Source organism: Vibrio lentus (assembly GCF_030409755.1).
Lineage (GTDB): Bacteria > Pseudomonadota > Gammaproteobacteria > Enterobacterales > Vibrionaceae > Vibrio > Vibrio lentus.
Map to the genome: position 1 here is coordinate 3546486 of NZ_JAUFQE010000002.1, position 21380 is coordinate 3567865.

Sequence of the window (21380 nt, forward strand, 5' to 3'; positions counted from 1 at the left end):
CGTCTATCACTCTTCGTGAGCAGGGAAGAGTACTTGATCGATTAGGTCACATAGGCAGTGCAGTGTCACCATGTGAACTTCGTGAATGCGCGCTGTACGGTGTGAAGGGATACGAATTTCTACATCATGTTCGCCAAGCAAACCTGCCATTTCACCACCGTCTTTACCAGTGAAGGCAATGATAGTCATATCACGTGTTACCGCTGCTTCCATCGCTTTGATGATGTTCTTGCTGTTACCGCTAGTAGAGATCGCGAGCAGGATATCACCAGTTTGACCAAACGCGCGCACTTGCTTAGAGAAGATCTCTTCGTAGTGGTAGTCGTTTGCTACGGCAGTTAGTGTGGTGTTATCAGCCATAAGCGCCATTGCTGGTAGGCTAGGGCGTTCTGTTTCAAAGCGATTAAGTAGGCACGATACAAATTGCTGAGCATTCGACGCCGAACCACCATTACCACAACAAAGGATTTTGTTTCCGTTGAGCAGGGTCGCCACCATTGCTTGTGCGGCATGCGTGATTGCGTCAGGCAGTGCTTCTGCTGCTGCAATTTGGATTTGAATACTTTCTGTAAAACTTTCTTTAATGCTGTCTAGCATGTTTATCCTTGGGTAATGGCGTTTTTAATCCAGTCAATATCGTCATTCGGCCCTTCAATGGCAACAATATCAAACCTAAAATCTGTAGAGTGTACTGACAAACCTTGCTGCATAAGCCAAACATTGGCTGTCTTTAATAGCTTTTGTGACTTCTTTGCTGTCACCATTTCAGCGGCATGTCCGTAGCGTGTTTGCTTGCGGTATTTTACCTCAGCAAACACAACCGTATTGTTATGGCGCATTATAAGATCAATTTCGCCACACTTTGCTATGAAGTTTTGTTCAATTAACGATAAACCGTGGCGAACTAAATAATTCTTTGCCACGGCCTCGTATTTATCACCCACTTGTTTGTGGGTGATTGTTGGTTTAGAGAGAAACTGACGGCTAAAAAGCCCCATGCTCTGCCCAGCTGATTTCACGTTGTACGATGCAATTATTGTCGATAGTCAACACACCGGTTTCACCTGGAATACTGTAACCTTGAACGGCTTTCATCTGTGGAAGCGCATCCATTAGGTAATAAGCATCCATTCCTAACGCTTGTAGACGTTTTTGGCCATTTGAATGTGCAGGCCACAGGTCGTTTAGCTCTTTGTTCAGCTCGTTCTTGTTCTCAACCAATAGTGGGATATCGCTGTAGAACACTCCCGTTAGATCTTCGTACTGCTTATCACCGCTGTTGCTGCGTGAGTTTGAGAACAAGGCTGGTTGGTCAGCATCTGGATTAATCGCGACTTCAATGAAAGGCTTGATCAACGTGAGCTCTGAGTTCTTAGCCACAATATAGACAGAGTCGATATCACGACGGCTACGTGGCTCAGTTTCTAGATCCAGATTAAGGAGGCCATCCATTTGAGCGATACGCTGTTGGCTCTCTTGCAAGCCGAATACCTGATTCACATTACGTTGCAGTTGGCGTTTATCAGAGAACAAGCTGATAGCAACATCGTTGCTGCTGTATTTTTTCCACTCTTCTTTAAACGCTTGCTCAACACGCTCACCTAAACGTCCTCTTGGCGCAAGGATAAGCGGGTACTTGTAGCCTTGAGCAAAAAGATGTTTCGCTGCTTGAGCGACTTCTTGTTCTGGTGATAGAGCGAGGTAGCAGATATTAGTATCAGTTTCTAGTTGCGCTGGAATGTTCAGAGCTAACGCAGGAATCGAGTTCTCGTGATTTTTCTGCGCTTGTTGAAGCTTGGTGATGTTGCTCTTAATCAGCGGACCAACAATGAAGTCAACGTTGTTTTCTTCCAGTGTTGCTTTAATTTCAGCGGCACTTTGTACGTTGGTGTCCATGACAGTCAGCGTTGCATCTTCTTCGCGCTCTTTATCATTCATCATTGCAAAGATAAAACCGTCACGAACGAGCTGAGCTTGCTTGCCGTACTTACCTGTTAAAGGCAGTAATAAAGCGGTGCTGGTCGGCTTGCTGATTTCTAACGCTAATATGTCGGTGATCGCTTGAGGTGTATAAAGCGCTGCTGGGTGACGAGGGTTCTCAGCTAACCAGTCAGATAGTGTTTTTTGTAGGTCTGGAAGGTTTGAGTTGAGCGTCTTCATGTAAATAGACAGCTGTAACCAGCCCGCTAAAACGTCTTCGGTAGGAGATGTTTTAAGCTCTAGAATCTCATATTGAGAATAGCTGTTCATATTCTGCCAAATACGCTCAGCCGTTTGCTGTTGGATTTCTTCATCAGTATCTGCGTATTCTGAATAAAGCACTAACTCACGGCTCGCTTCGAAATACTCTTTCTTCATCTCAGAAATGTTAGCGCGTAGCTCGTGATAATCTTTCCATTGCTCGTTAGGCAGTTTCCACCACGGCTGGAAATTCAGTTGGCTATAGGCTTGATCTGGTTGTGAGTTATTTACTAATAACTGCGCACGAGCCAGTTGCCATTCTGCTTGTTGTACTTCACTAAGCTCTTGCTTTGCTAACCGTTTGATCAGCAAAGTCGCTTGATCGGTTTTGCCAGCCTGCACAGAGGCTTTCAGTGCCATGATTAGCCAATCGTTTTGCAGGCTTCCTTTGCTGCTATCCGCTTGCATCATGTAACTTTCAGTTGATTGCGCTGGATCTAGTGTAATATCAACACGCGTTGGTGCTTGAGGGCCTGAAGAACACGCCGCCAACGTAATTGCTAATGCAATTGGAGTGAGTAAGCGTGGTACACTGAGTCTCTTATGGTTCATCGTTGCCATGAGTTCTTTAAATTCCGTATCAATTTGTATCTATATTAATCGTTGAAGTGATGGTAAACAAATGACAGATAACAAAACCTTGCTCACAGAGAGCCCAACTCTCTATATTGTGCCAACCCCAATCGGAAATTTGGGAGATATCACTCAAAGAGCAATTGAAATTTTATCAAGTGTCGATGTTATTGCAGCTGAAGACACACGCCACACGGGTAAGCTGCTTGCTCACTTCAATATATCCACCAGAACGTTCGCTTTACATGATCATAATGAACAAACTAAAGCGCAAGTTCTAGTCGAAAGGTTATTAGAAGGTCAGTCTATCGCATTAGTCTCTGATGCGGGTACTCCTTTAATCAGTGACCCAGGTTACCATCTTGTATCACAATGTCGTCAAGCGGGTGTGAGAGTTGTGCCACTTCCTGGTGCTTGTGCTGTGATTACCGCACTTAGTGCGTCTGGTTTGCCGTCTGATCGTTTCAGCTTTGAAGGCTTCTTACCGCCAAAGAGCAAAGGTCGTAAAGACAAGTTCTTAGAGATCGCAAAAGCAGAGCGCACGTGTATCTTCTACGAATCTCCGCACCGTATTACTGATTCTCTACAAGACATGCTAGAGATCTTAGGCCCAGACCGTGAGGTTGTGTTGGCGCGTGAGCTGACTAAAACATTCGAAACCATTCAAGGGTTGCCACTCGGTGAGCTTATTGAGTGGATTGAAGAAGATTCGAACCGTAAGCGCGGTGAGATGGTGCTGCTGATTCATGGTCATCGTGAGGAAGCGAGCACAGAGCTGCCAGACGAAGCAACTCGCACGCTGGGTATTCTAACCAAAGAGCTGCCCCTTAAAAAAGCAGCAGCGATGACAGCAGAAATCTACAACCTGAAAAAGAACGCTTTATACAAATGGGGCTTAGAGCATCTAGACAACTAGAGGTCGCTTTATAGAGTAGCTAACTTGTATTGAAAAGCTTGTGAGGAGTGAGGGTAATACCGTCGCTCCTTTTTTTGTGCCCGGATTGTGTGAAATTCGTGCACTTGCTTAATGGTTTGCAGCATATTTGTGATCTCGCTAGACACTGCACACTAATCTCTATACAATCCGCCCTCGGAGTTGAACGGGTAATCGCTGCTTTGCTGATGTCCTTCGGGAGACTGACGTTGAGGTCCTTCGGGAAACTGACGTTGAAGTCCTTCGGGAGACTGGTAGAGGGGAGGAACGTCCGGGCTCCATAGAGCAGGGTGCCAGATAACGTCTGGGGGGCGCGAGCCCACGACAAGTGCAGCAGAGAGAAGACCGCCGATGGCCTCATTTCTTCGGAAGAGGCACAGGTAAGGCTGAAAGGGTGCGGTAAGAGCGCACCGTGCGGCTGGCAACAGTTCGTAGCAAGGTAAACTCCACCCGGAGCAAGATCAAATAGGCCCTCGCATTGCGCTGCTCGCGTATGGGGGCGGGTAGATTGCTTGAGCCTGTGAGCGATTGCAGGCCTAGACGAATGGTTACCGCCGCGCAAGCGGAACAGAACCCGGCGTATGTGTCAACTCCACCTATATAAAGAACCCATCATTACTTAACAGTAGTGATGGGTTTTTTGCTTTATATTGACGTAAATTATTTAGATTTCCTTAGAATCCTTCACCCTGATATAAGCTTGGGTCAAAAATTCCCAAAGCCTATACACAATATGGTGGAGATACGGCGTGAAATCAGTACACTAAAACGTTAATAGAACAAATTATTGCCTAACTAACGGCTCAATCCACTCACTGAGAAGACTATGACAGAAGCATTCAAACATATTTCAGTATTGCTTAACGAATCTATTGACGGACTTGCGATCAAACCTGACGGTACCTACATCGATGGTACTTTTGGCCGTGGTGGTCACAGCCGTACAATCCTGTCTAAACTGGGCGAGAATGGACGCCTCTTTAGTATCGACCGCGATCCACAAGCGATTGCTGAAGCTCAGAAGATTGATGATCCCCGTTTTACAATTATCCATGGCCCATTCTCGGGTATGGCTGAATATGCAGAGCGTTATGACTTAGTCGGTCAAGTGGATGGTGTTTTACTGGATTTAGGTGTCTCTTCACCGCAGTTGGATGATGCTGAGCGTGGCTTTAGCTTCATGAAAGATGGTCCGTTGGACATGCGTATGGATCCAACAACGGGTATTCCTGTTTCTCAGTGGTTAGTTGAAGCGGATCTTGATGATATCACTTGGGTTATTCGTGAGTTTGGTGAAGATAAACATGCTCGCCGTATTGCGAAAGGCATCATTGCTTATCAAGAAAACGAAGAAAACGAACCGTTAACGCGTACTGGTCAACTGGCTAAGCTTATCTCAGACGTGGCTCCAAAGAGCTTTAAAGAGAAAAAGCACCCAGCGACACGTGCATTCCAAGCGTTTCGTATCTATATCAACAGTGAACTTGAAGAGATCGATACCGCACTGAAAGGCGCCGCAAGCATTCTTGCTCCTCAAGGTCGTATCTCTGTTATCAGCTTCCACTCTCTTGAAGACCGCATGGTGAAGCGCTTTATTCGTAAAGAGAGCCAAGGACCACAAGTTCCTCACGGTTTACCATTAACAGAAGATCAGATTAAAGCGTTAGGCAGTGCCGATCTAAAACCAATTGGTAAAGCGATCAAGCCTTCTAAAGATGAAGTGGATGAGAATACTCGTTCGCGCAGTTCAGTACTACGAATCGCAGAAAAGCTATAGTCAATGAAGACCTCCAAGCCAAACTTAGCCAAGATAATATTTTTTGATTTGATCTCCGTGGGTAAAGTCCCATTGGTGCTTCTTATCTGTATCTTCGCGAGTGCGATGGGGGTCGTTCTTACGACACATATGTCACGTCAGGCTATTACGCAAAAAGACACAGCATTAGTGGAACGAGAACAACTTGATGATGAGTGGCGAAATTTAATGCTTGAAGAGACGGCTCTGGCTGAACATAGTCGTGTTCAAGCATCGGCAAAACGAGAGCTAGACATGAAACGTCCAGACTCTGACAAAGAAGTAGTGATCACACTGAAATGACCGGTAAAAAGGAAAAAGCACCCGCAAAAACCGTTAATAAATCAACGAAAGAGCGTGTGAAGAGCGAAAAGGATTCGGATCCAATTCTTATTAAGTGGCGTTTCAACGTCTTGATTGCTTTCGTGTTTCTTGCCTTTGCTGCACTCGTAGGCCGTGTCGCCTATATTCAAATTATTGAACCAGATAACTTAATCCGTCAGGGCGACCTTCGTTCGGTACGTGTTAAGGCAATTCCTTCCGCTCGCGGTATTATTTCAGATCGTAATGGCGAACCGCTTGCTGTGAGTGTTCCAGTTGAAGCGGTATGGGCCGATCCAAAAACGATTTTCGATAAAAACGGTATGGCCCAAATTGATCGTTGGTATGCGTTAGCCGACGTACTTGGCCTGAAACGCCAATCGATGATCGATAAGATCTCTAGCAACAAATCCCGCCGATTTGTTTACCTGCAAAGACAAGTTAGCCCTGCGATGGCTAAGTATATTCGTGAACTAAAGCTGGTGGGTGTTGGCCTTAAAGCGGAATCTCGACGTTACTACCCGGCAGGTGAAGTCAGCGCGCACCTTATCGGTGTGACCGGTATTGACGGGCATGGTTTGGAAGGCGTTGAACGTAGCTATGACAAATGGCTCACGGGTGAGGCGGGTAAACGGACTATTCGTAAAGATCGCTATGGACGTGTTGTTGAAAACATTGCTTTAGAAGAGCGTGAAGAAGGCAAACCACTCGAATTAACGATCGATCAACGATTACAAGCCATTGCTTATCGCGCTATTAAGCAAGCCGTGGCTGATCACAAGGCGACTTCAGGCTCTGCGGTACTGCTCGATGTAAAAACGGGTGCCGTGTTAGCTATGGTTAATGCCCCTTCTTATAATCCGAACAATCGTGCTGATTTACAAAGCTTTAAGATGCGTAACCGCGTGCTGACCGATGCCATGGAGCCCGGCTCTACCGTGAAACCTTTTGTGGTTTTGGCGGCGCTGGAGAACGGCACTGCAGACCCAGATATCATTATTGATACTGGCAATGGCATTATGCAGATCGGTGGTAGTCGAGTACGAGATTCTTCTAAAGTCGGCAAGGCTGACTTAGCGCTGATCCTCAAGAAGTCGAGTAATATTGGTGTTGCGAAACTGGCGCTTAACATGCCACTTGAAGCTTTGCTTGGTATGTACAGTTCAGTTGGCTTAGGCGAGATGTCTGGGCTTAACCTGGTTGGTGAAACGAGCGGTATTTTCCCGAATCGCCGTCGTTGGTCAAAGTTTGAAATTGCGACCTTAGCGTTCGGTTATGGCTTGTCTGTAACACCGATGCAGTTGGCACATGCTTATGCAACGTTAGCCAACAAAGGCATGTATGAACCGATTCATATTATTAAGAGTAACGACCAAGATTTTTCTAAGCAAATCATCAAGCGCGAGAACGCAGAACTGGTTCTGAAAATGCTTGAAGGGGTTACTCAAAAAGGCGGTACAGCGACAAGAGCCGCGGTTCCTGGTTACCGAGTTGCAGCAAAAACGGGTACCTCTCGTAAGGCTGAAGCTGGCGGCTACAGTGATGAATACATCGCGGTGACCGCAGGCTTTGCTCCAGTCAGTGACCCAAGAGTCGCGTTGGTTGTTGTGGTTAATGAACCTCAAGGTGACCTTTACTATGGCGGTTCAGTTGCAGCCCCGGTTTTTTCTGAAATCATGAAGGGTGCACTGCAAATACTGAATGTCCCTGCTGATGAAAACAAGTTTCAAGAATAGAGCTAATCAGGATTCAATATGAGTAATAGCCTCACGCTGTCATCTTTACTTTCTCCTTGGGGAGACTTTTGTTCTCCTGAGTTGGAGTCGATTGTTGTTGAGCAATTGGAGTTGGATAGTCGTGCCATCAAGGACGGTGATATTTTTGTTGCCGTAATCGGACATGCTGTCGATGGTCGTCGGTTTATCGATAAAGCCGTTTCTCAAGGCGCGAAAGCCGTCATTGCACAAGCTGGCGATGACAAAGCTCATGGCTTGGTTGAGAAGCTAAACTCGGTTCCTGTGGTTTATGTTTCAGACTTAAACTCAATACTCTCTGAATTAGCTAGCCGTGTTTATTCTTCTCAAGCGACCAAATTGATTGGTGTCACTGGCACCAATGGCAAAACCACCATTACCCAGTTGATTGCTCAATGGCTTGATCTCGTCGGTCAACGTTCAGCGGTAATGGGCACAACAGGTAATGGTTTCTTAGATAATCTAAAAACCGCTGCTAACACCACGGGGAGTGCTATTGAAATACAGCGCACACTGAGTGAGTTAGCTGCAGAAAAAGCGGTGTATACCGCAATGGAAATCTCTTCTCATGGTTTGGTGCAAGGTCGTGTAAAAGCGTTGGACTTTGAGGTTGGTGTATTTACTAACTTGAGTCGTGATCATCTTGATTATCATGGCACGATGGAAGAGTACGCATTGGCTAAAAAGAGCCTATTTACTCAACACAAATGTAAGCACGCAGTCATTAATGTGGATGACGAAGTGGGTAAAGTTTGGGTGTCAGATTTATCCAATGCAATAGCCGTTTCACTGTCACCGCTAACGGGCTATCAACAATCGGTATGGGCGTCTGATGTCGCTTATGCAGAAACCGGTATTCAGCTGTCTTTCGATGGTAGTTGGGGACAGGGGAAGCTTTCTGTTCCACTGATTGGTCAGTTTAACGCATCAAATGTGCTGGTTGCTTTTGCGACTTTGCTTTCGTTGGGTATCGACAAGCAAACCTTGGTCGACACCACGTCTCAGCTTCAGCCTGTTATTGGTCGTATGGAGCTTTTCCAAACTCCGAACAAGGCAAAAGTGGTTGTCGATTACGCTCATACGCCCGATGCGCTAGAAAAAGCATTGGCAGCATTGCGTGTGCATTGCTCTGGACAACTGTGGGCAATCTTCGGCTGTGGTGGTGACCGCGACACCGGTAAGCGCCCAATGATGGCAGCAACCGCAGAGCAGTTCGCCGATAAAAGCATTATTTCAGATGACAACCCTCGCAGTGAAGACCCTGCGTTGATTGTTAAAGATATGCTGGCTGGCTTAAGTGAACCTGAAGCTGCATTTGTAGAGCACGATCGCTATCAAGCCCTTAAGTTTGCTCTAGAGCAGGCTGGCAGCAATGACATTATTCTTCTGGCAGGTAAAGGCCATGAGGATTACCAAGTATTGAAAGACAAAACGGTACATTATTCAGACCGAGAGTCTGCGCTACAACTTTTAGGTATTTCATAATGATTGATGTATCACTCGAGCAGATTTGTTTTGCTGTTAATGGCGAGCTGATTGAGGCAGGAAACTCGAACAATACCGTAATCAATGCAGTTTCAACGGATACTCGTACCGTCGAAGAAGGCGCATTGTTTGTTGCTATCGTTGGAGAGCGTTTCGATGCGCATGACTTTTGCCATCAAGCCGTTGAGGCAAATGCGAGCGCGTTGTTAGTCGAACGAAAACTTGACCTAAATATTACTCAAGTTGTTGTTGAAGACACTAAACTTGCTTTAGGTCAGCTAAGTGCTTGGATCCATGAGCAATGTAATGTTCCAACCATGGCGATTACAGGCAGCTGTGGCAAAACGACCGTCAAAGAGATGGTGGCAAGTATTCTACAACAGCGTGGCAAGGTGCTGTTTACGGCAGGTAACTTCAATAATGATATTGGTGTGCCTTTGACTTTGTTACGCAGTGAACCAAGCGACGACTATGCAGTGATCGAATTAGGCGCTAATCATATTGGTGAAATCGCCTACACCACGCAACTAGTCAAACCACAAGTTGCTTTGGTGAATAATGTGGCCGCGGCTCACTTAGAAGGCTTTGGTTCTATCGATGGCGTGAAACAAGCGAAAGGTGAAATCTTTCAGGGGCTTGCTGCCGGTGATACTGCTATTGTTAATCTAGAGAGCAACGGTGGGGGCTTTTGGAATGAAGTCCTTGCGGATAAAACGGCACTGACTTTTTCTGAAAGTAACCATAAAGCCGATTATTTTGCTGAAAATATCGAAATCAACGACCAAGGCGAAGCTTGCTTTGATATGCAAACGCCATTAGGTGTTACGGCTGTTGAACTTGGTATTATTGGTCAGCACAACGTGGCGAACGCGTTGGCGGCTGCAGCGTTGAGCATTCAATTTGGTGCAACGCTTGATGAAATAAAAAGTGGTTTAGCGAACCTTATCTCGGTCAAAGGACGAGTTGAGGTTCAACAATTAAGTCAGAATATCAAGCTGATAGATGACAGTTATAACGCTAGCGTGCCTGCAATGAAGGCGGCAGCTAAACTGCTGTCGAGCTTTAAAGGTCAACGTTGGCTGATTTTAGGCAATATGGCTGAATTAGGCGACGAAAGTCTTGCACTTCACCGTCAAGTCGGTGAATATGCTGCCCCATTCGCTTTTGAGCATGTACTCACTTACGGTGATGATACCAAGGTGATTAGTGAGGTCTGTAATGGCACCCACTTCGCAACGCATCACGCGATGATCGCACACATAGAGCAGCACTTATGCTTGCCGAATAACGTGTCACACACCTTGTTGGTGAAAGGCGCAAACAGTGCAGGGATGAGTAAAATAGCCGCTGCTTTAAAGGAGAACTTTTCATGATAATTTGGCTTGCAGAGCTACTACAGCCATACTTTTCTTTTTTCCGTTTGTTCGAATACCTATCGTTTCGAGCAATCGCGAGTATTTTGACAGCTTTATGTCTGTCGCTGTGGATGGGACCTCGTTTAATTGAGCGTCTGCAAATGCTACAAATTGGCCAAGTTGTTCGTAATGACGGCCCTGAATCTCATTTCAGCAAACGTGGTACGCCAACCATGGGCGGAGTGATGATCCTGGCTGCTATCATTATTACGGTATTGATGTGGGCTGATCTCTCTAATCCTTATGTTTGGGCTGTATTAGTTGTACTTGCAGGTTATGGCGCGGTTGGCTTTGTTGATGACTACCGTAAAGTCGTTCGCAAAAACACAGATGGCTTGATTGCGCGTTGGAAGTACTTCTGGCAATCGGCTATTGCATTGGTTGTGGCGTTTGCTCTGTATGCTCACGGGCACGATACTGCAGCAACTCAATTGGTTGTTCCTTTCTTTAAAGATGTGATGCCACAACTTGGTTTACTGTATATCGTACTAACTTACTTTGTTATTGTGGGTACCAGTAATGCGGTAAACCTAACGGACGGCCTTGATGGTTTAGCTATCATGCCAACGGTTATGGTTGCGGCTGGTTTTGCTGTAATTGCTTGGGCGACAGGTAACGTTAACTTCGCGGCATATCTACACATTCCATACATTCCATACACCTCTGAGCTGGTTGTGGTTTGTACCGCTATCGTGGGTGCGGGCCTTGGTTTCCTATGGTTCAACACCTACCCAGCACAAGTATTTATGGGCGATGTTGGCTCGCTAGCACTTGGCGGTGCATTGGGTGTGATTGCTGTGTTAGTTCGCCAAGAGTTGGTACTGGTTATTATGGGCGGTGTGTTTGTAATGGAGACTTTGTCAGTGATTCTGCAGGTGGGCTCTTACAAACTGCGTGGTCAGCGTATTTTCCGCATGGCACCGATTCACCACCACTATGAACTGAAAGGTTGGCCAGAACCGCGTGTAATCGTGCGTTTTTGGATCATCTCAATGGTATTAGTACTGGTTGGCCTAGCAACGCTGAAAGTTCGTTAATCCTATGTGAGCCTCTTAATGAGAGGCTCTTTAAAACTATTAAGAGCATCTTGTTTAAATGGAACGTTGGCAAAATATTCAAAATGTAGTGGTTGTGGGGCTCGGTATTACCGGGCTCTCTGTCGTTAAACATCTCGTAAAATACCAACCTCAGACTCATGTGAGAGTGATTGATACACGAGAACTACCACCAGGCCGAGAATCTTTGCCTGAATCGGTAGAACTGCATTCTGGAAGTTGGAATAGCCAATGGTTAGCGGAAGCTGATTTAGTGGTTGCTAACCCAGGTATCGCCTTAGCGACCCCTGAAATACAAGATGTTATTCAAGCGGGAACTCCGGTTGTTGGCGATATTGAACTGTTTGGTTGGGCGGTAGACAAACCCGTCGTGGCAATAACAGGTTCTAATGGCAAAAGTACGGTGACCGATCTAACGGGTGTGCTTGCTAAGGCTGCCGGTCTTAACGTTGGTGTTGGTGGCAACATCGGTATTCCTGCCTTAGACCTGCTTGAGCTTGATGCTGACTTGTATGTCCTTGAGCTTTCAAGCTTTCAGCTAGAAACAACATCCAGTCTAAATCTTGCAGCGGCGGCTTTTTTGAACCTGTCAGAAGATCATATGGATCGCTATCAAGGCATGGCCGATTACCGTGACGCTAAATTAAGAATTTTTAATAATGCTCAGTACGCGATTGTAAACCGCGAAGACAAAGAGACTTATCCTGATCAAACGATGTCATTGGTGACATTTGGACTCGATGACCAAGAGTTTGGTGTATCAATGGTCGATGGCACCGAATGGCTAGTGGATAATGGTAAGTCAGTACTTGCTACCCAAGATTTAACATTGGTTGGACGTCATAACGTAGCGAATGCGTTAGTCTCGTTAGCATTGTTGAAGCAAGTCGGTATTGATTACAACAAAAGCCTTGAAGCTCTGAAAGCCTACAATGGTTTGACGCATCGCTGCCAAGTAGTGGCTGACAAACGCGAAATTAAATGGGTTAACGACTCGAAAGCGACCAACGTAGCCAGTACATTAGCGGCTCTGTCGGGATTAGAATACCAAGGTACTTTGTATCTCTTAGTCGGAGGTGTGGGCAAAGGTGCTGACTTTAGCGAGCTTAAACCCGTGTTGGCGCAACTAGACCGCGTACAACTGTGTTGCTTCGGTGAAGATGCTGCGCAATTTATGCCATTACATCCATCGGCTAAGACGTTTGATACCATGCGTGACATCATCGAGAGTTTCTCTGCACAATTGGTGTCGGGTGACATGGTGATGTTGTCTCCTGCATGTGCAAGCTTCGATCAATTTAATAACTTCATGGCGAGAGGTGATGCGTTCACTGAACTTGCTCATGAGTACGCCTAACGTGTTGAAGGACTAACATTCAGTGCAAAGAGTGAAAGAGATTAATCAATCTATTTGGCAATGGCTTAACCGTGCCACACCAGAGGCGCTCTACGATCGTCAGTTGGTATGGATTGCTCTTGGACTGATGCTGACGGGCTTGGTAATGGTAACGTCGGCTTCGTTCCCAATCAGTGCACGTTTAACCGATCAGCCGTTTCACTTTATGTTCCGTCACGCCATTTTCTTGGTGTTAGCGTTAATCGTATCCAGCGTCATATTGCAAATTCCAATGAAGCGTTGGTTTCAATACAGCATGTATCTACTGGGTTTATCCTTCTTTTTGCTGGTCGTGGTATTGGCTGTCGGTAAGTCGGTTAACGGTGCATCGCGCTGGATTCCGCTTGGGTTGTTTAACTTACAACCGGCCGAAGTCGCTAAATTATCGCTGTTTATCTTTATGGCGGGCTACTTGGTTCGAAAACAAGACGAAGTGAGGAAAACCTTCTTCGGTGGTTTTGGTAAGCCAATTATTGTGTTTGGTGCCTTTGCAGTATTACTCCTTGGCCAACCCGATTTAGGTACCGTTGTTGTAATGCTGGTTACTTTGTTTGGCATGCTATTTATCGCGGGTGCCAAGCTTTCACAGTTTATTGCCTTGATGGTGGCGGGTATTGCCGCGGTCGTCGGCTTGATTGTTATAGAGCCCTATCGTGTTCGACGTGTGACCTCATTCTGGGAACCTTGGAATGACCCGTTTGGCAGTGGCTACCAGTTAACTCAGTCATTGATGGCATTTGGCCGCGGTGATTGGATGGGGCAAGGTCTTGGTAACTCGGTTCAGAAGTTAGAATATTTACCAGAAGCACATACCGATTTTGTGTTTGCTGTATTGGCTGAAGAGTTGGGCTTTGTTGGTGTGACCTTAGTGCTTATTCTTATTTTTAGTTTGGTGCTTAAAGCGATTCTAATTGGTAAGAAAGCCTTCGAAAACGACCAGTTATTCAGTGGTTATCTTGCCTTTGGTATTGGTATTTGGTTTGCTTTTCAAACGCTTGTTAACGTGGGTGCCGCTTCAGGTATCGTTCCAACCAAAGGTCTGACATTGCCATTAATCAGTTACGGCGGGTCAAGTTTGATCGTGATGTCGGTGGCGGTTTCGATGCTGCTACGTATCGATCACGAGTGCCGAATACAACAAAAAGAACAAGCCGACAATCAAAACGAATTAGTAGAATAAGAATCTAACGTGATGAAAAAAAACAAAAAACTTTTAGTGATGGCTGGTGGTACTGGCGGTCACGTTTTCCCTGGCTTAGCCGTGGCTAAAAAGCTTCAGCAACAAGGTTGGGAAATTCGCTGGTTAGGAACTGCGGACCGAATGGAAGCGGATCTGGTGCCAAAGCATGGTATTGAGATCGACTTCATTAAGGTGAAAGGCCTGCGTGGTCAAGGCATTAGCAAGCTAATTAAAGCGCCATTCCAGATTATTAATGCCATACTTCAAGCAAGACAGCACATCAAAGCATGGCAACCAGATGTTGTACTTGGAATGGGTGGTTACGTGAGTGGTCCCGGTGGCATCGCGGCATGGTTATCCGGTATTCCTGTGGTTCTACATGAACAAAATGCAGTGGCAGGTTTAACCAACCAATGGCTATCTAAAATTGCTAAAAAAGTGTTCCAAGCTTTCCCTGGTGCGTTTCCTACTGCACAGGTGGTGGGTAACCCAGTACGTGAAGATGTTGTTGCCTTAGCTGAACCCGAACAACGCATGGCAGAGCGTGACGGCGATATTCGTATCCTCGTGATGGGTGGCAGTCAGGGCGCTAAGATCCTGAACGATACCTTGCCAGTGACCATGGCCCAGCTTGGTGAAGGTTTTACTGTGGTGCATCAAGCCGGTAAGAACAATCAACAGCAAGTGATTGAACAATACAAATCACATTCTGTAGATAATGTTCAAGTGACTGAATTTATTGATGATGTGGCGCAAGCTTATGAGTGGGCAGATCTATTAGTGTGTCGCTCAGGCGCGTTAACTGTATCGGAAGTATCCGCTGCTGGAGTGGGTTCTATTTTCGTTCCGTTTATGCACAAAGACAGACAGCAAGCGCTGAATGCCGATCACCTCGTTGAATGTGGCGCGGCGTTAATGATTGAACAGCCTCAACTGACGGCTGATAAGCTAGCGAATACTATCGCTCAGCTTGATAGAAATGAATTAAAAATGATGGCAACAAAAGCTCGTCAGGCAGCCAAGCTTGATGCGGATGTGACCGTCGCTGAAGCGATTAAAGCTTTAGCAAAATAATGAGATTGAATTGATGACGATTGAACATACCCAAGACTTAGCGCAAATCCGTGCAATGGTGCCAGAGATGCGCCGTGTTAAATCTATCCACTTCATTGGTATTGGTGGCGCAGGAATGAGCGGGATTGCTGAAGTCTTGCTTAATGAAGGCTACCAGATCACGGGTTCTGATATTGCTCAAAATCCAGTGACCGATCGTTTAGTTAGCAAGGGTGCGACCGTTTATATCGGTCACCAAGCTAGTAACGTTGCCGACGCAAGTGTGGTAGTGGTTTCAACCGCTATCAACGAAGAAAACCCAGAAATTATTGCCGCCCGTGAAGCGCGCACACCTATCGTTCGTCGTGCAGAAATGCTGGCTGAGCTGATGCGTTTTCGTCATGGCATTGCTGTGGCAGGTACGCACGGTAAAACCACGACAACTGCGCTAGTGACACAGATTTACTCGGAAGCAGGTTTAGATCCAACCTTCGTAAATGGTGGTTTGGTGAAGAGTGTGGGCACGAATGCTCGTCTAGGTTCGAGTCGTATTCTTATCGCTGAAGCCGATGAAAGTGATGCATCATTCTTACATCTGCAACCAATGGTTAGTATCGTTACTAACATTGAAGCGGATCATATGGATACTTACGGCGGCGATTTCGAAACGCTAAAACAGACGTTCATTGATTTCTTACACAATCTGCCATTCTACGGTCAGGCTGTGATGTGTGTTGATGATCCGGTAGTACGTGAGCTTATTCCTCAGGTGAGCCGCCAAGTGATTACCTACGGTTTCTCAGAAGATGCGGATATCCGTATTGAAAACTACGTACAAGAAGGCCAACAAGGCAAGTTCACTGTGGTACGTGAAGGCAAAGCGAACCTAGATATTACGTTGAACATTCCAGGTCGCCATAACGCACTTAACGCATCTGCGGCGATTGCGGTTGCGACGGAAGATGACATCAGCGACGAAGCGATTTTAAAAGCGATGGCGGGAACGGAAGGCACTGGCCGTCGTTTCGATCACCTTGGTGAGTACGAAACGGGTAAGGGTATTGCAATGTTGGTTGATGATTACGGTCATCACCCAACCGAAGTCGACGTAACAATTCAAGCTGCCCGTAGTGGCTGGACAGACAAACGTCTCGTGATGATTTTCCAACCACACCGCTACAGCCGAACTCGTGATCTGTATGATGACTTTGCTAACGTTCTTGAGCAGGTTGATGTTCTAATCTTATTAGATGTGTACTCTGCAGGTGAGAAACCGATTGCAGGGGCTGACGGACGCTCGTTAAGCCGAACTATTCGTGGGCGTGGTAAGATTGATCCGATCTTCGTTGCTGATATCAACACGCTGCCATCGGTTCTAGCCAACGTCATTCAAGGCGGTGACCTTGTTTTAACGCAGGGTGCAGGTGATGTTGGTCGTGTTGCTAAGCAACTCGAATCGTTACAGTTAGACATTAATAATATGCAGAACGCGTAGCAGAATACTGTCTACAGACTGTGGTCAATCGCTCACTTCTTGCGATTGACCTAAAATTGACCAAAAATCTTATTATCAACGTTTGATAGTTTGATTTTGCTCAGTATAATTCATAGGTTAAAGTAAGTGCTTTTACCTCTATTACGAAGATAGGGAATAGAATTGCGAACCAACGACAGGGAATGCGGGCTTTGGTAGAAAGTACTTTTAGCGAAAACCGCCACCTATTCAGTTTACCATCGCTCAAGAAACACGCCTTAGGCGGGTCTTTTTTAGTCGTGGTATTGCTATTCATTGGGTTTCTTTTCTGTACCACACTGACTTGGATGTGGGACGATCAGCGATTGCCTCTTTCCAAAATAGTACTTCAAGGCGACTTAACTTATGTAACGGCTGGTGATGTTCAGCATGCTTTTGGCGAGTTAGAACATATTGGCACCTTCATGTCGCAAGATATTGGGGTGTTACAAGACAGTTTAGAAGCGTTACCTTGGGTATCTGTTGTCTCGATTCGTAAACAGTGGCCAGACACAATAAAAGTATTTTTGACTGAATACCAAGCGGCAGCAATCTGGAATGGCAACATGCTGCTGAACGAAAACGGTCAAGTGTTTAATGGCGATATCGGCCTGTTAAAGGGTGATAGAGTTAAGCTTTATGGCCCGGAAGGGACCAGCCAAGAAGTGATAGCAAAATGGCGACAGATTACTCCTTTGATTAACAGTCTAGGATTAACCGTTACCTCACTCGTTCTTAATGAACGTCGCGCTTGGCAAATAATCCTAGATAACGGTATCCGTTTAGAACTAGGTAAAGATTCTTTAGATGAGCGTGTTGAACGCTTTATTTCGCTTTATAACGAATTAGGAAGTAAAGCGAATCAAGTGAGCTACATCGACCTCAGGTATGATACGGGAGCCGCTGTAGGCTGGTTTCCAGAGCAAGAGTTAGAAGAGAGCAGAGATGACTAAGACCGCAGATGACAACATAATCGTTGGTCTTGATATAGGCACTGCGACCATATCAGCTCTAGTTGGTGAAATACTGCCTGATGGTCAAATCAATATCATTGGTTCAGGGCAAAGCCCATCCAGAGGTATGGATAAAGGTGGTGTAAACGACCTAGAGTCGGTAGTGAAGTCGGTTCAGCGAGCGATTGATCAAGCAGAGTTGATGGCTGAATGCCAAATCAGCAATGTATTTATCTCACTGTCCGGTAAGCATATCGCAAGCCGAATTGAAAAAGGCATGGGCACTATTTCAGATGAAGAAGTGTCTCAAGACGATATGGATCGAGCGATCCATACCGCGAAATCGATTAAAATAGGTGATGAGCAGAGAATTCTGCACGTGATTCCACAAGAATTTACCATCGACTACCAAGAAGGCATTAAGAATCCACTTGGTTTATCTGGTGTTCGAATGGAAGTCAGTGTTCATCTAATTTCTTGCCATAGCGACATGGCGAGAAACATTATTAAAGCTGTTGAACGATGTGGTCTCACTGTAGAACAAATCGTGTTTTCAGGACTTGCCTCAAGTAATGCGGTAATTACTGACGACGAGAGAGAGCTCGGAGTATGTGTTGTTGATATTGGTGCTGGTACGATGGATATTTCCATTTGGACTGGCGGCGCACTGCGACACACAGAAGTCTTTTCCTACGCAGGAAATGCAGTAACCAGTGATATTGCCTTCGCTTTTGGCACGCCAGTGAGCGATGCTGAAGAGATAAAAGTAAACCATGGTTGCGCTCTGAGTGAGCTCGTAAGCAAGGATGATTCTGTTAACGTCCCTAGTGTAGGTGGCCGTCCATCGAGAAGTTTGCAAAGACAAACTTTGTCGGAAGTGATTGAACCACGTTACACTGAACTTATGGGTCTCGTTAACCAAACTATTGATACGGTTCAATTGCAGCTACGAGATGAGGGTATTAAGCACCACCTTGCAGCTGGCGTCGTTCTCACTGGTGGAGCGGCACAAATTGACGGATTGGTAGAGTGTGCGGAACGTGTTTTCCGCAATCAAGTTCGAGTTGGTAAGCCGTTAGAAGTTAGTGGCTTAACTGACTATGTTAAAGAGCCGTATCATTCTACGGCGGTTGGTTTACTTCATTACGCAAGAGATTGTCAGATAAGTGATGAAGGTGATTACAGCGAACCTAAGCGTTCAGCACCTTCTATGTCAGGTTTATTTGGTAAATTGCGTAATTGGATACAAAAAGAGTTTTAACCTGAGTTGCAGGAAAAAACGGAGATAACACATGTTTGAACCGATGATGGAAATGTCTGACGATGCAGTAATTAAAGTCGTTGGAGTTGGTGGCGGTGGCGGTAACGCTGTTGAGCACATGGTACGTGAGTCAATTGAAGGCGTGGAATTCATCAGTGTTAACACTGATGCTCAAGCTCTTCGTAAAACAAGCGTGAGCAGCGTGATCCAGATTGGTGGTGATATCACTAAAGGCTTGGGCGCTGGTGCAAACCCACAAGTAGGCCGTGATGCAGCTCTCGAAGATCGAGAAAGAATTAAAGAAGTTCTAACTGGCGCCGATATGGTATTTATCGCAGCTGGTATGGGCGGTGGTACAGGTACAGGTGCTGCTCCAGTTATTGCTGAAGTTGCGAAAGAGTTGGGTGTGCTAACGGTTGCTGTTGTAACTAAGCCATTTAGCTTTGAAGGCAAAAAGCGTTTAGCGTTTGCTGAGCAAGGTATCGAAGAGCTTTCTAAACATGTGGATTCTTTAATTACGATTCCAAATGAAAAGCTACTTAAAGTACTTGGCCGTGGCGTAACACTGCTAGAAGCTTTCGCAAGTGCAAATGATGTGCTTAAAAACGCTGTACAAGGTATCGCTGAGCTAATTACTCGCCCTGGTATGATCAACGTCGATTTCGCGGATGTTCGCACTGTGATGTCGGAAATGGGTCATGCAATGATGGGTAGCGGTATCGCAAAAGGTGAAGACCGTGCTGAAGAAGCTGCTGAAACGGCAATTTCTAGCCCATTATTAGAAGATATCGACCTAGCTGGTGCTCGTGGCGTTCTTGTTAACATCACTGCTGGCCTAGATATGCGCTTAGATGAATTCGAAACTGTGGGTAATACAGTTAAGGCATTCGCTTCTGATAACGCAACGGTTGTTATTGGTACTTCTCTAGACCCTGATATGACAGATGAAATCCGCGTAACTGTTGTTGCAACAGGTATCGGCACAGAGAAAAAACCAGACATTACTTTAGTTGCTGGTGGTAAAGCAAAAGTAGCGCCAACGCCTCAACCTCAAGTTGCTGTTCAAACAGCAGCAAAAGTGGAAGAGAAAGTGGCACAACCATTGCAGGAAAAAACTGAGGTAAAACCTCAAGTTAAACCACAGCCAACAACGTCACCTGTTTCTTCAGGTACAGGCGCTAGCCAGAGTGCTGCACCTAAAGCTGAGAAAGAGAGCGGATATTTAGATATCCCAGCATTTTTACGACGTCAGGCTGATTAACAAATACCCAAAATTTGACTATCGTCGAATTAATGGTAAAATTCGCGGTCGGTAAATACTGACCGTGATTTGTAGCACTGATAACGAGGCAAGCAGATGATCAGACAACGTACTCTGAAAGAAATTGTGAAAACAACTGGTGTGGGTCTCCACTCTGGTCGTAAAGTCACACTTACTCTTCGCCCGGCAGCTGCAAATACAGGTATTGTTTATCGTCGTACAGATGTAAATCCACCTGTAGATTTCCCAGCTGATCCAGCATCAGTTCGTGACACTATGCTATGTACCGCTCTTGTTAATGACGAAGGCGTACGTATCTCTACAGTGGAGCACCTTAACGCAGCTCTAGCCGGAATGGGTATCGACAACATTATTGTTGAAGTAGATGCTCCAGAAATTCCAATTATGGATGGTAGCGCAAGCCCATTCGTATACTTGTTACAGCAAGCGGGTGTAGAAACACTGAATGCAGCGAAGCGTTTTATTCGAATCAAAAAGCCTATTCGTTTTGAAGATGGCGATAAATGGGCAGAGTTTGTTCCATTTAACGGCTTCCGTATGGACTTTGAGATCGACTTTAACCACCCTGCAATTGAATCCGATGAGCAACGTTTGTTGTTTGATTTCTCATCACAAGGTTTTGTGAAGCAGATTTCTCGCGCTCGTACTTTCGGTTTTATGCGCGATATTGAGTACCTTCAGTCTCAAAACCTAGTACTTGGCGGTAGCTTTGATAATGCTATCGTACTGGACGAATACCGAATTCTTAATGAAGAAGGCCTTCGTTTCGACAATGAGTTTGTAACTCATAAAGTATTGGATGCGATTGGTGACCTTTACATGTGTGGACACGCTATTATTGGTGAGTTCCGTGCATACAAATCAGGTCACGGCCTAAACAACCAACTTTTACGTGCAGTTCTTGCTGACGCAGAAGCTTGGGAATGGGCAACATTCGAAGAAGAAGCTGGCTCTCCAGTTGCTTTCGCAGAACCGGGTATGGTTCTAGCGTAATTGTTGTTTACAACAATATAAGATTTCAAAAACCAGGTCATCGGCCTGGTTTTTTTGTATCTATTTTCCAGATACAGTGTCGTTAACCTCCGGAAATTGCTGGCCAATAGGCTGCAGTCTGCTTAATCCATCAGCAATTAGAAAGAAAAGTTCCAAGCACATCAAACAAATGGTGT

Annotated in this window: 18 protein-coding genes and 1 other RNA gene; 16 read left to right on the forward strand and 3 right to left on the reverse strand. The window is 45.7% G+C overall.

The features are described 5' to 3' along the window. Positions 1-6: 6 nt before the first annotated feature. From QWZ07_RS24665 to QWZ07_RS24675, 3 genes are read right to left on the reverse strand one after another with little or no spacing between them, the layout of a single operon-like run. On the reverse strand, positions 7-597 hold the full coding sequence (locus QWZ07_RS24665; RefSeq protein ID WP_010434705.1) for a phosphoheptose isomerase: 591 nt from the start codon (positions 595-597) through the stop codon (positions 7-9). Positions 598-599: 2 nt separating this feature from the next. After that, entirely contained in the window at positions 600-998 is a 399-nt protein-coding gene (locus QWZ07_RS24670; protein WP_192853831.1) for a YraN family protein, read from the reverse strand. Further along, entirely contained in the window at positions 985-2802 is a 1818-nt protein-coding gene (locus QWZ07_RS24675; protein ID WP_192853815.1) for a penicillin-binding protein activator, read from the reverse strand. Before QWZ07_RS24675 ends, QWZ07_RS24670 begins: the two co-directional genes overlap by 14 nt. Before the next feature lie 61 nt (positions 2803-2863). Here QWZ07_RS24675 and rsmI point away from each other — a divergent pair, with 61 nt between their 5' ends. The 16 genes from rsmI (at position 2864) to lpxC (ending at position 21204) form a co-directional block, all read left to right on the forward strand. Continuing rightward, positions 2864-3730 carry a 16S rRNA (cytidine(1402)-2'-O)-methyltransferase gene (rsmI, locus tag QWZ07_RS24680; RefSeq protein ID WP_017106823.1) on the forward strand — a complete coding sequence of 289 codons (867 nt, stop codon included), beginning with the start codon at positions 2864-2866 and terminating at the stop codon, positions 3728-3730. A gap of 176 nt (positions 3731-3906) precedes the next feature. Beyond that, positions 3907-4346: RNase P RNA component class A (rnpB, locus tag QWZ07_RS24685), an RNA gene on the forward strand. A gap of 228 nt (positions 4347-4574) precedes the next feature. Further along, entirely contained in the window at positions 4575-5525 is a 951-nt protein-coding gene (gene rsmH, locus QWZ07_RS24690; protein WP_017084764.1) for a 16S rRNA (cytosine(1402)-N(4))-methyltransferase RsmH, read from the forward strand. A gap of 3 nt (positions 5526-5528) precedes the next feature. Next, the gene (ftsL, locus tag QWZ07_RS24695; RefSeq protein ID WP_017056040.1) at positions 5529-5846 is read left to right on the forward strand and encodes a cell division protein FtsL; all 318 of its coding nucleotides are present in this window, start codon (positions 5529-5531) and stop codon (positions 5844-5846) included. Continuing rightward, complete coding sequence (locus QWZ07_RS24700) at positions 5843-7600, forward strand: peptidoglycan glycosyltransferase FtsI (RefSeq protein WP_017109284.1); 1758 nt, start codon at positions 5843-5845, stop codon at positions 7598-7600. Before ftsL ends, QWZ07_RS24700 begins: the two co-directional genes overlap by 4 nt. An 18-nt stretch (positions 7601-7618) precedes the next feature. After that, positions 7619-9103 carry a UDP-N-acetylmuramoyl-L-alanyl-D-glutamate--2,6-diaminopimelate ligase gene (murE, locus tag QWZ07_RS24705; protein ID WP_192853816.1) on the forward strand — a complete coding sequence of 495 codons (1485 nt, stop codon included), beginning with the start codon at positions 7619-7621 and terminating at the stop codon, positions 9101-9103. Next, positions 9103-10476, forward strand: a complete 1374-nt coding sequence (locus QWZ07_RS24710) for a UDP-N-acetylmuramoyl-tripeptide--D-alanyl-D-alanine ligase (protein ID WP_192853817.1) — start codon at positions 9103-9105, stop codon at positions 10474-10476. The genes murE and QWZ07_RS24710 overlap by 1 nt, the downstream gene beginning before the upstream one ends. Next, the gene (gene mraY / locus QWZ07_RS24715; protein ID WP_017109281.1) at positions 10473-11555 is read left to right on the forward strand and encodes a phospho-N-acetylmuramoyl-pentapeptide-transferase; all 1083 of its coding nucleotides are present in this window, start codon (positions 10473-10475) and stop codon (positions 11553-11555) included. Before QWZ07_RS24710 ends, mraY begins: the two co-directional genes overlap by 4 nt. Positions 11556-11613: 58 nt before the next feature. Beyond that, complete coding sequence (gene murD, locus QWZ07_RS24720; protein WP_192853818.1) at positions 11614-12930, forward strand: UDP-N-acetylmuramoyl-L-alanine--D-glutamate ligase; 1317 nt, start codon at positions 11614-11616, stop codon at positions 12928-12930. A gap of 22 nt (positions 12931-12952) precedes the next feature. Further along, positions 12953-14149: a cell division protein FtsW gene (ftsW, locus tag QWZ07_RS24725; protein WP_192853819.1), complete on the forward strand. Its 1197-nt coding sequence runs from the start codon at positions 12953-12955 to the stop codon at positions 14147-14149. A gap of 12 nt (positions 14150-14161) precedes the next feature. Continuing rightward, positions 14162-15223: an undecaprenyldiphospho-muramoylpentapeptide beta-N-acetylglucosaminyltransferase gene (murG, locus tag QWZ07_RS24730; protein ID WP_102281953.1), complete on the forward strand. Its 1062-nt coding sequence runs from the start codon at positions 14162-14164 to the stop codon at positions 15221-15223. 13 nt (positions 15224-15236) lie between these two features. After that, positions 15237-16697, forward strand: a complete 1461-nt coding sequence (gene murC / locus QWZ07_RS24735; RefSeq protein ID WP_017109277.1) for a UDP-N-acetylmuramate--L-alanine ligase — start codon at positions 15237-15239, stop codon at positions 16695-16697. A gap of 182 nt (positions 16698-16879) precedes the next feature. After that, a complete protein-coding gene (locus tag QWZ07_RS24740) occupies positions 16880-17668 on the forward strand; it encodes a cell division protein FtsQ/DivIB (protein ID WP_390226375.1) in 789 nt (262 codons plus the stop codon). After that, on the forward strand, positions 17661-18929 hold the full coding sequence (gene ftsA / locus QWZ07_RS24745) for a cell division protein FtsA (protein ID WP_004729844.1): 1269 nt from the start codon (positions 17661-17663) through the stop codon (positions 18927-18929). The genes QWZ07_RS24740 and ftsA overlap by 8 nt, the downstream gene beginning before the upstream one ends. A 31-nt stretch (positions 18930-18960) precedes the next feature. Further along, positions 18961-20190, forward strand: a complete 1230-nt coding sequence (gene ftsZ, locus QWZ07_RS24750) for a cell division protein FtsZ (RefSeq protein WP_017084771.1) — start codon at positions 18961-18963, stop codon at positions 20188-20190. Between the two features lie 96 nt (positions 20191-20286). Then, positions 20287-21204, forward strand: coding sequence for a UDP-3-O-acyl-N-acetylglucosamine deacetylase (gene lpxC, locus QWZ07_RS24755; RefSeq protein ID WP_017087510.1), 918 nt, complete (start codon positions 20287-20289; stop codon positions 21202-21204). Positions 21205-21380 lie beyond the last annotated feature (176 nt).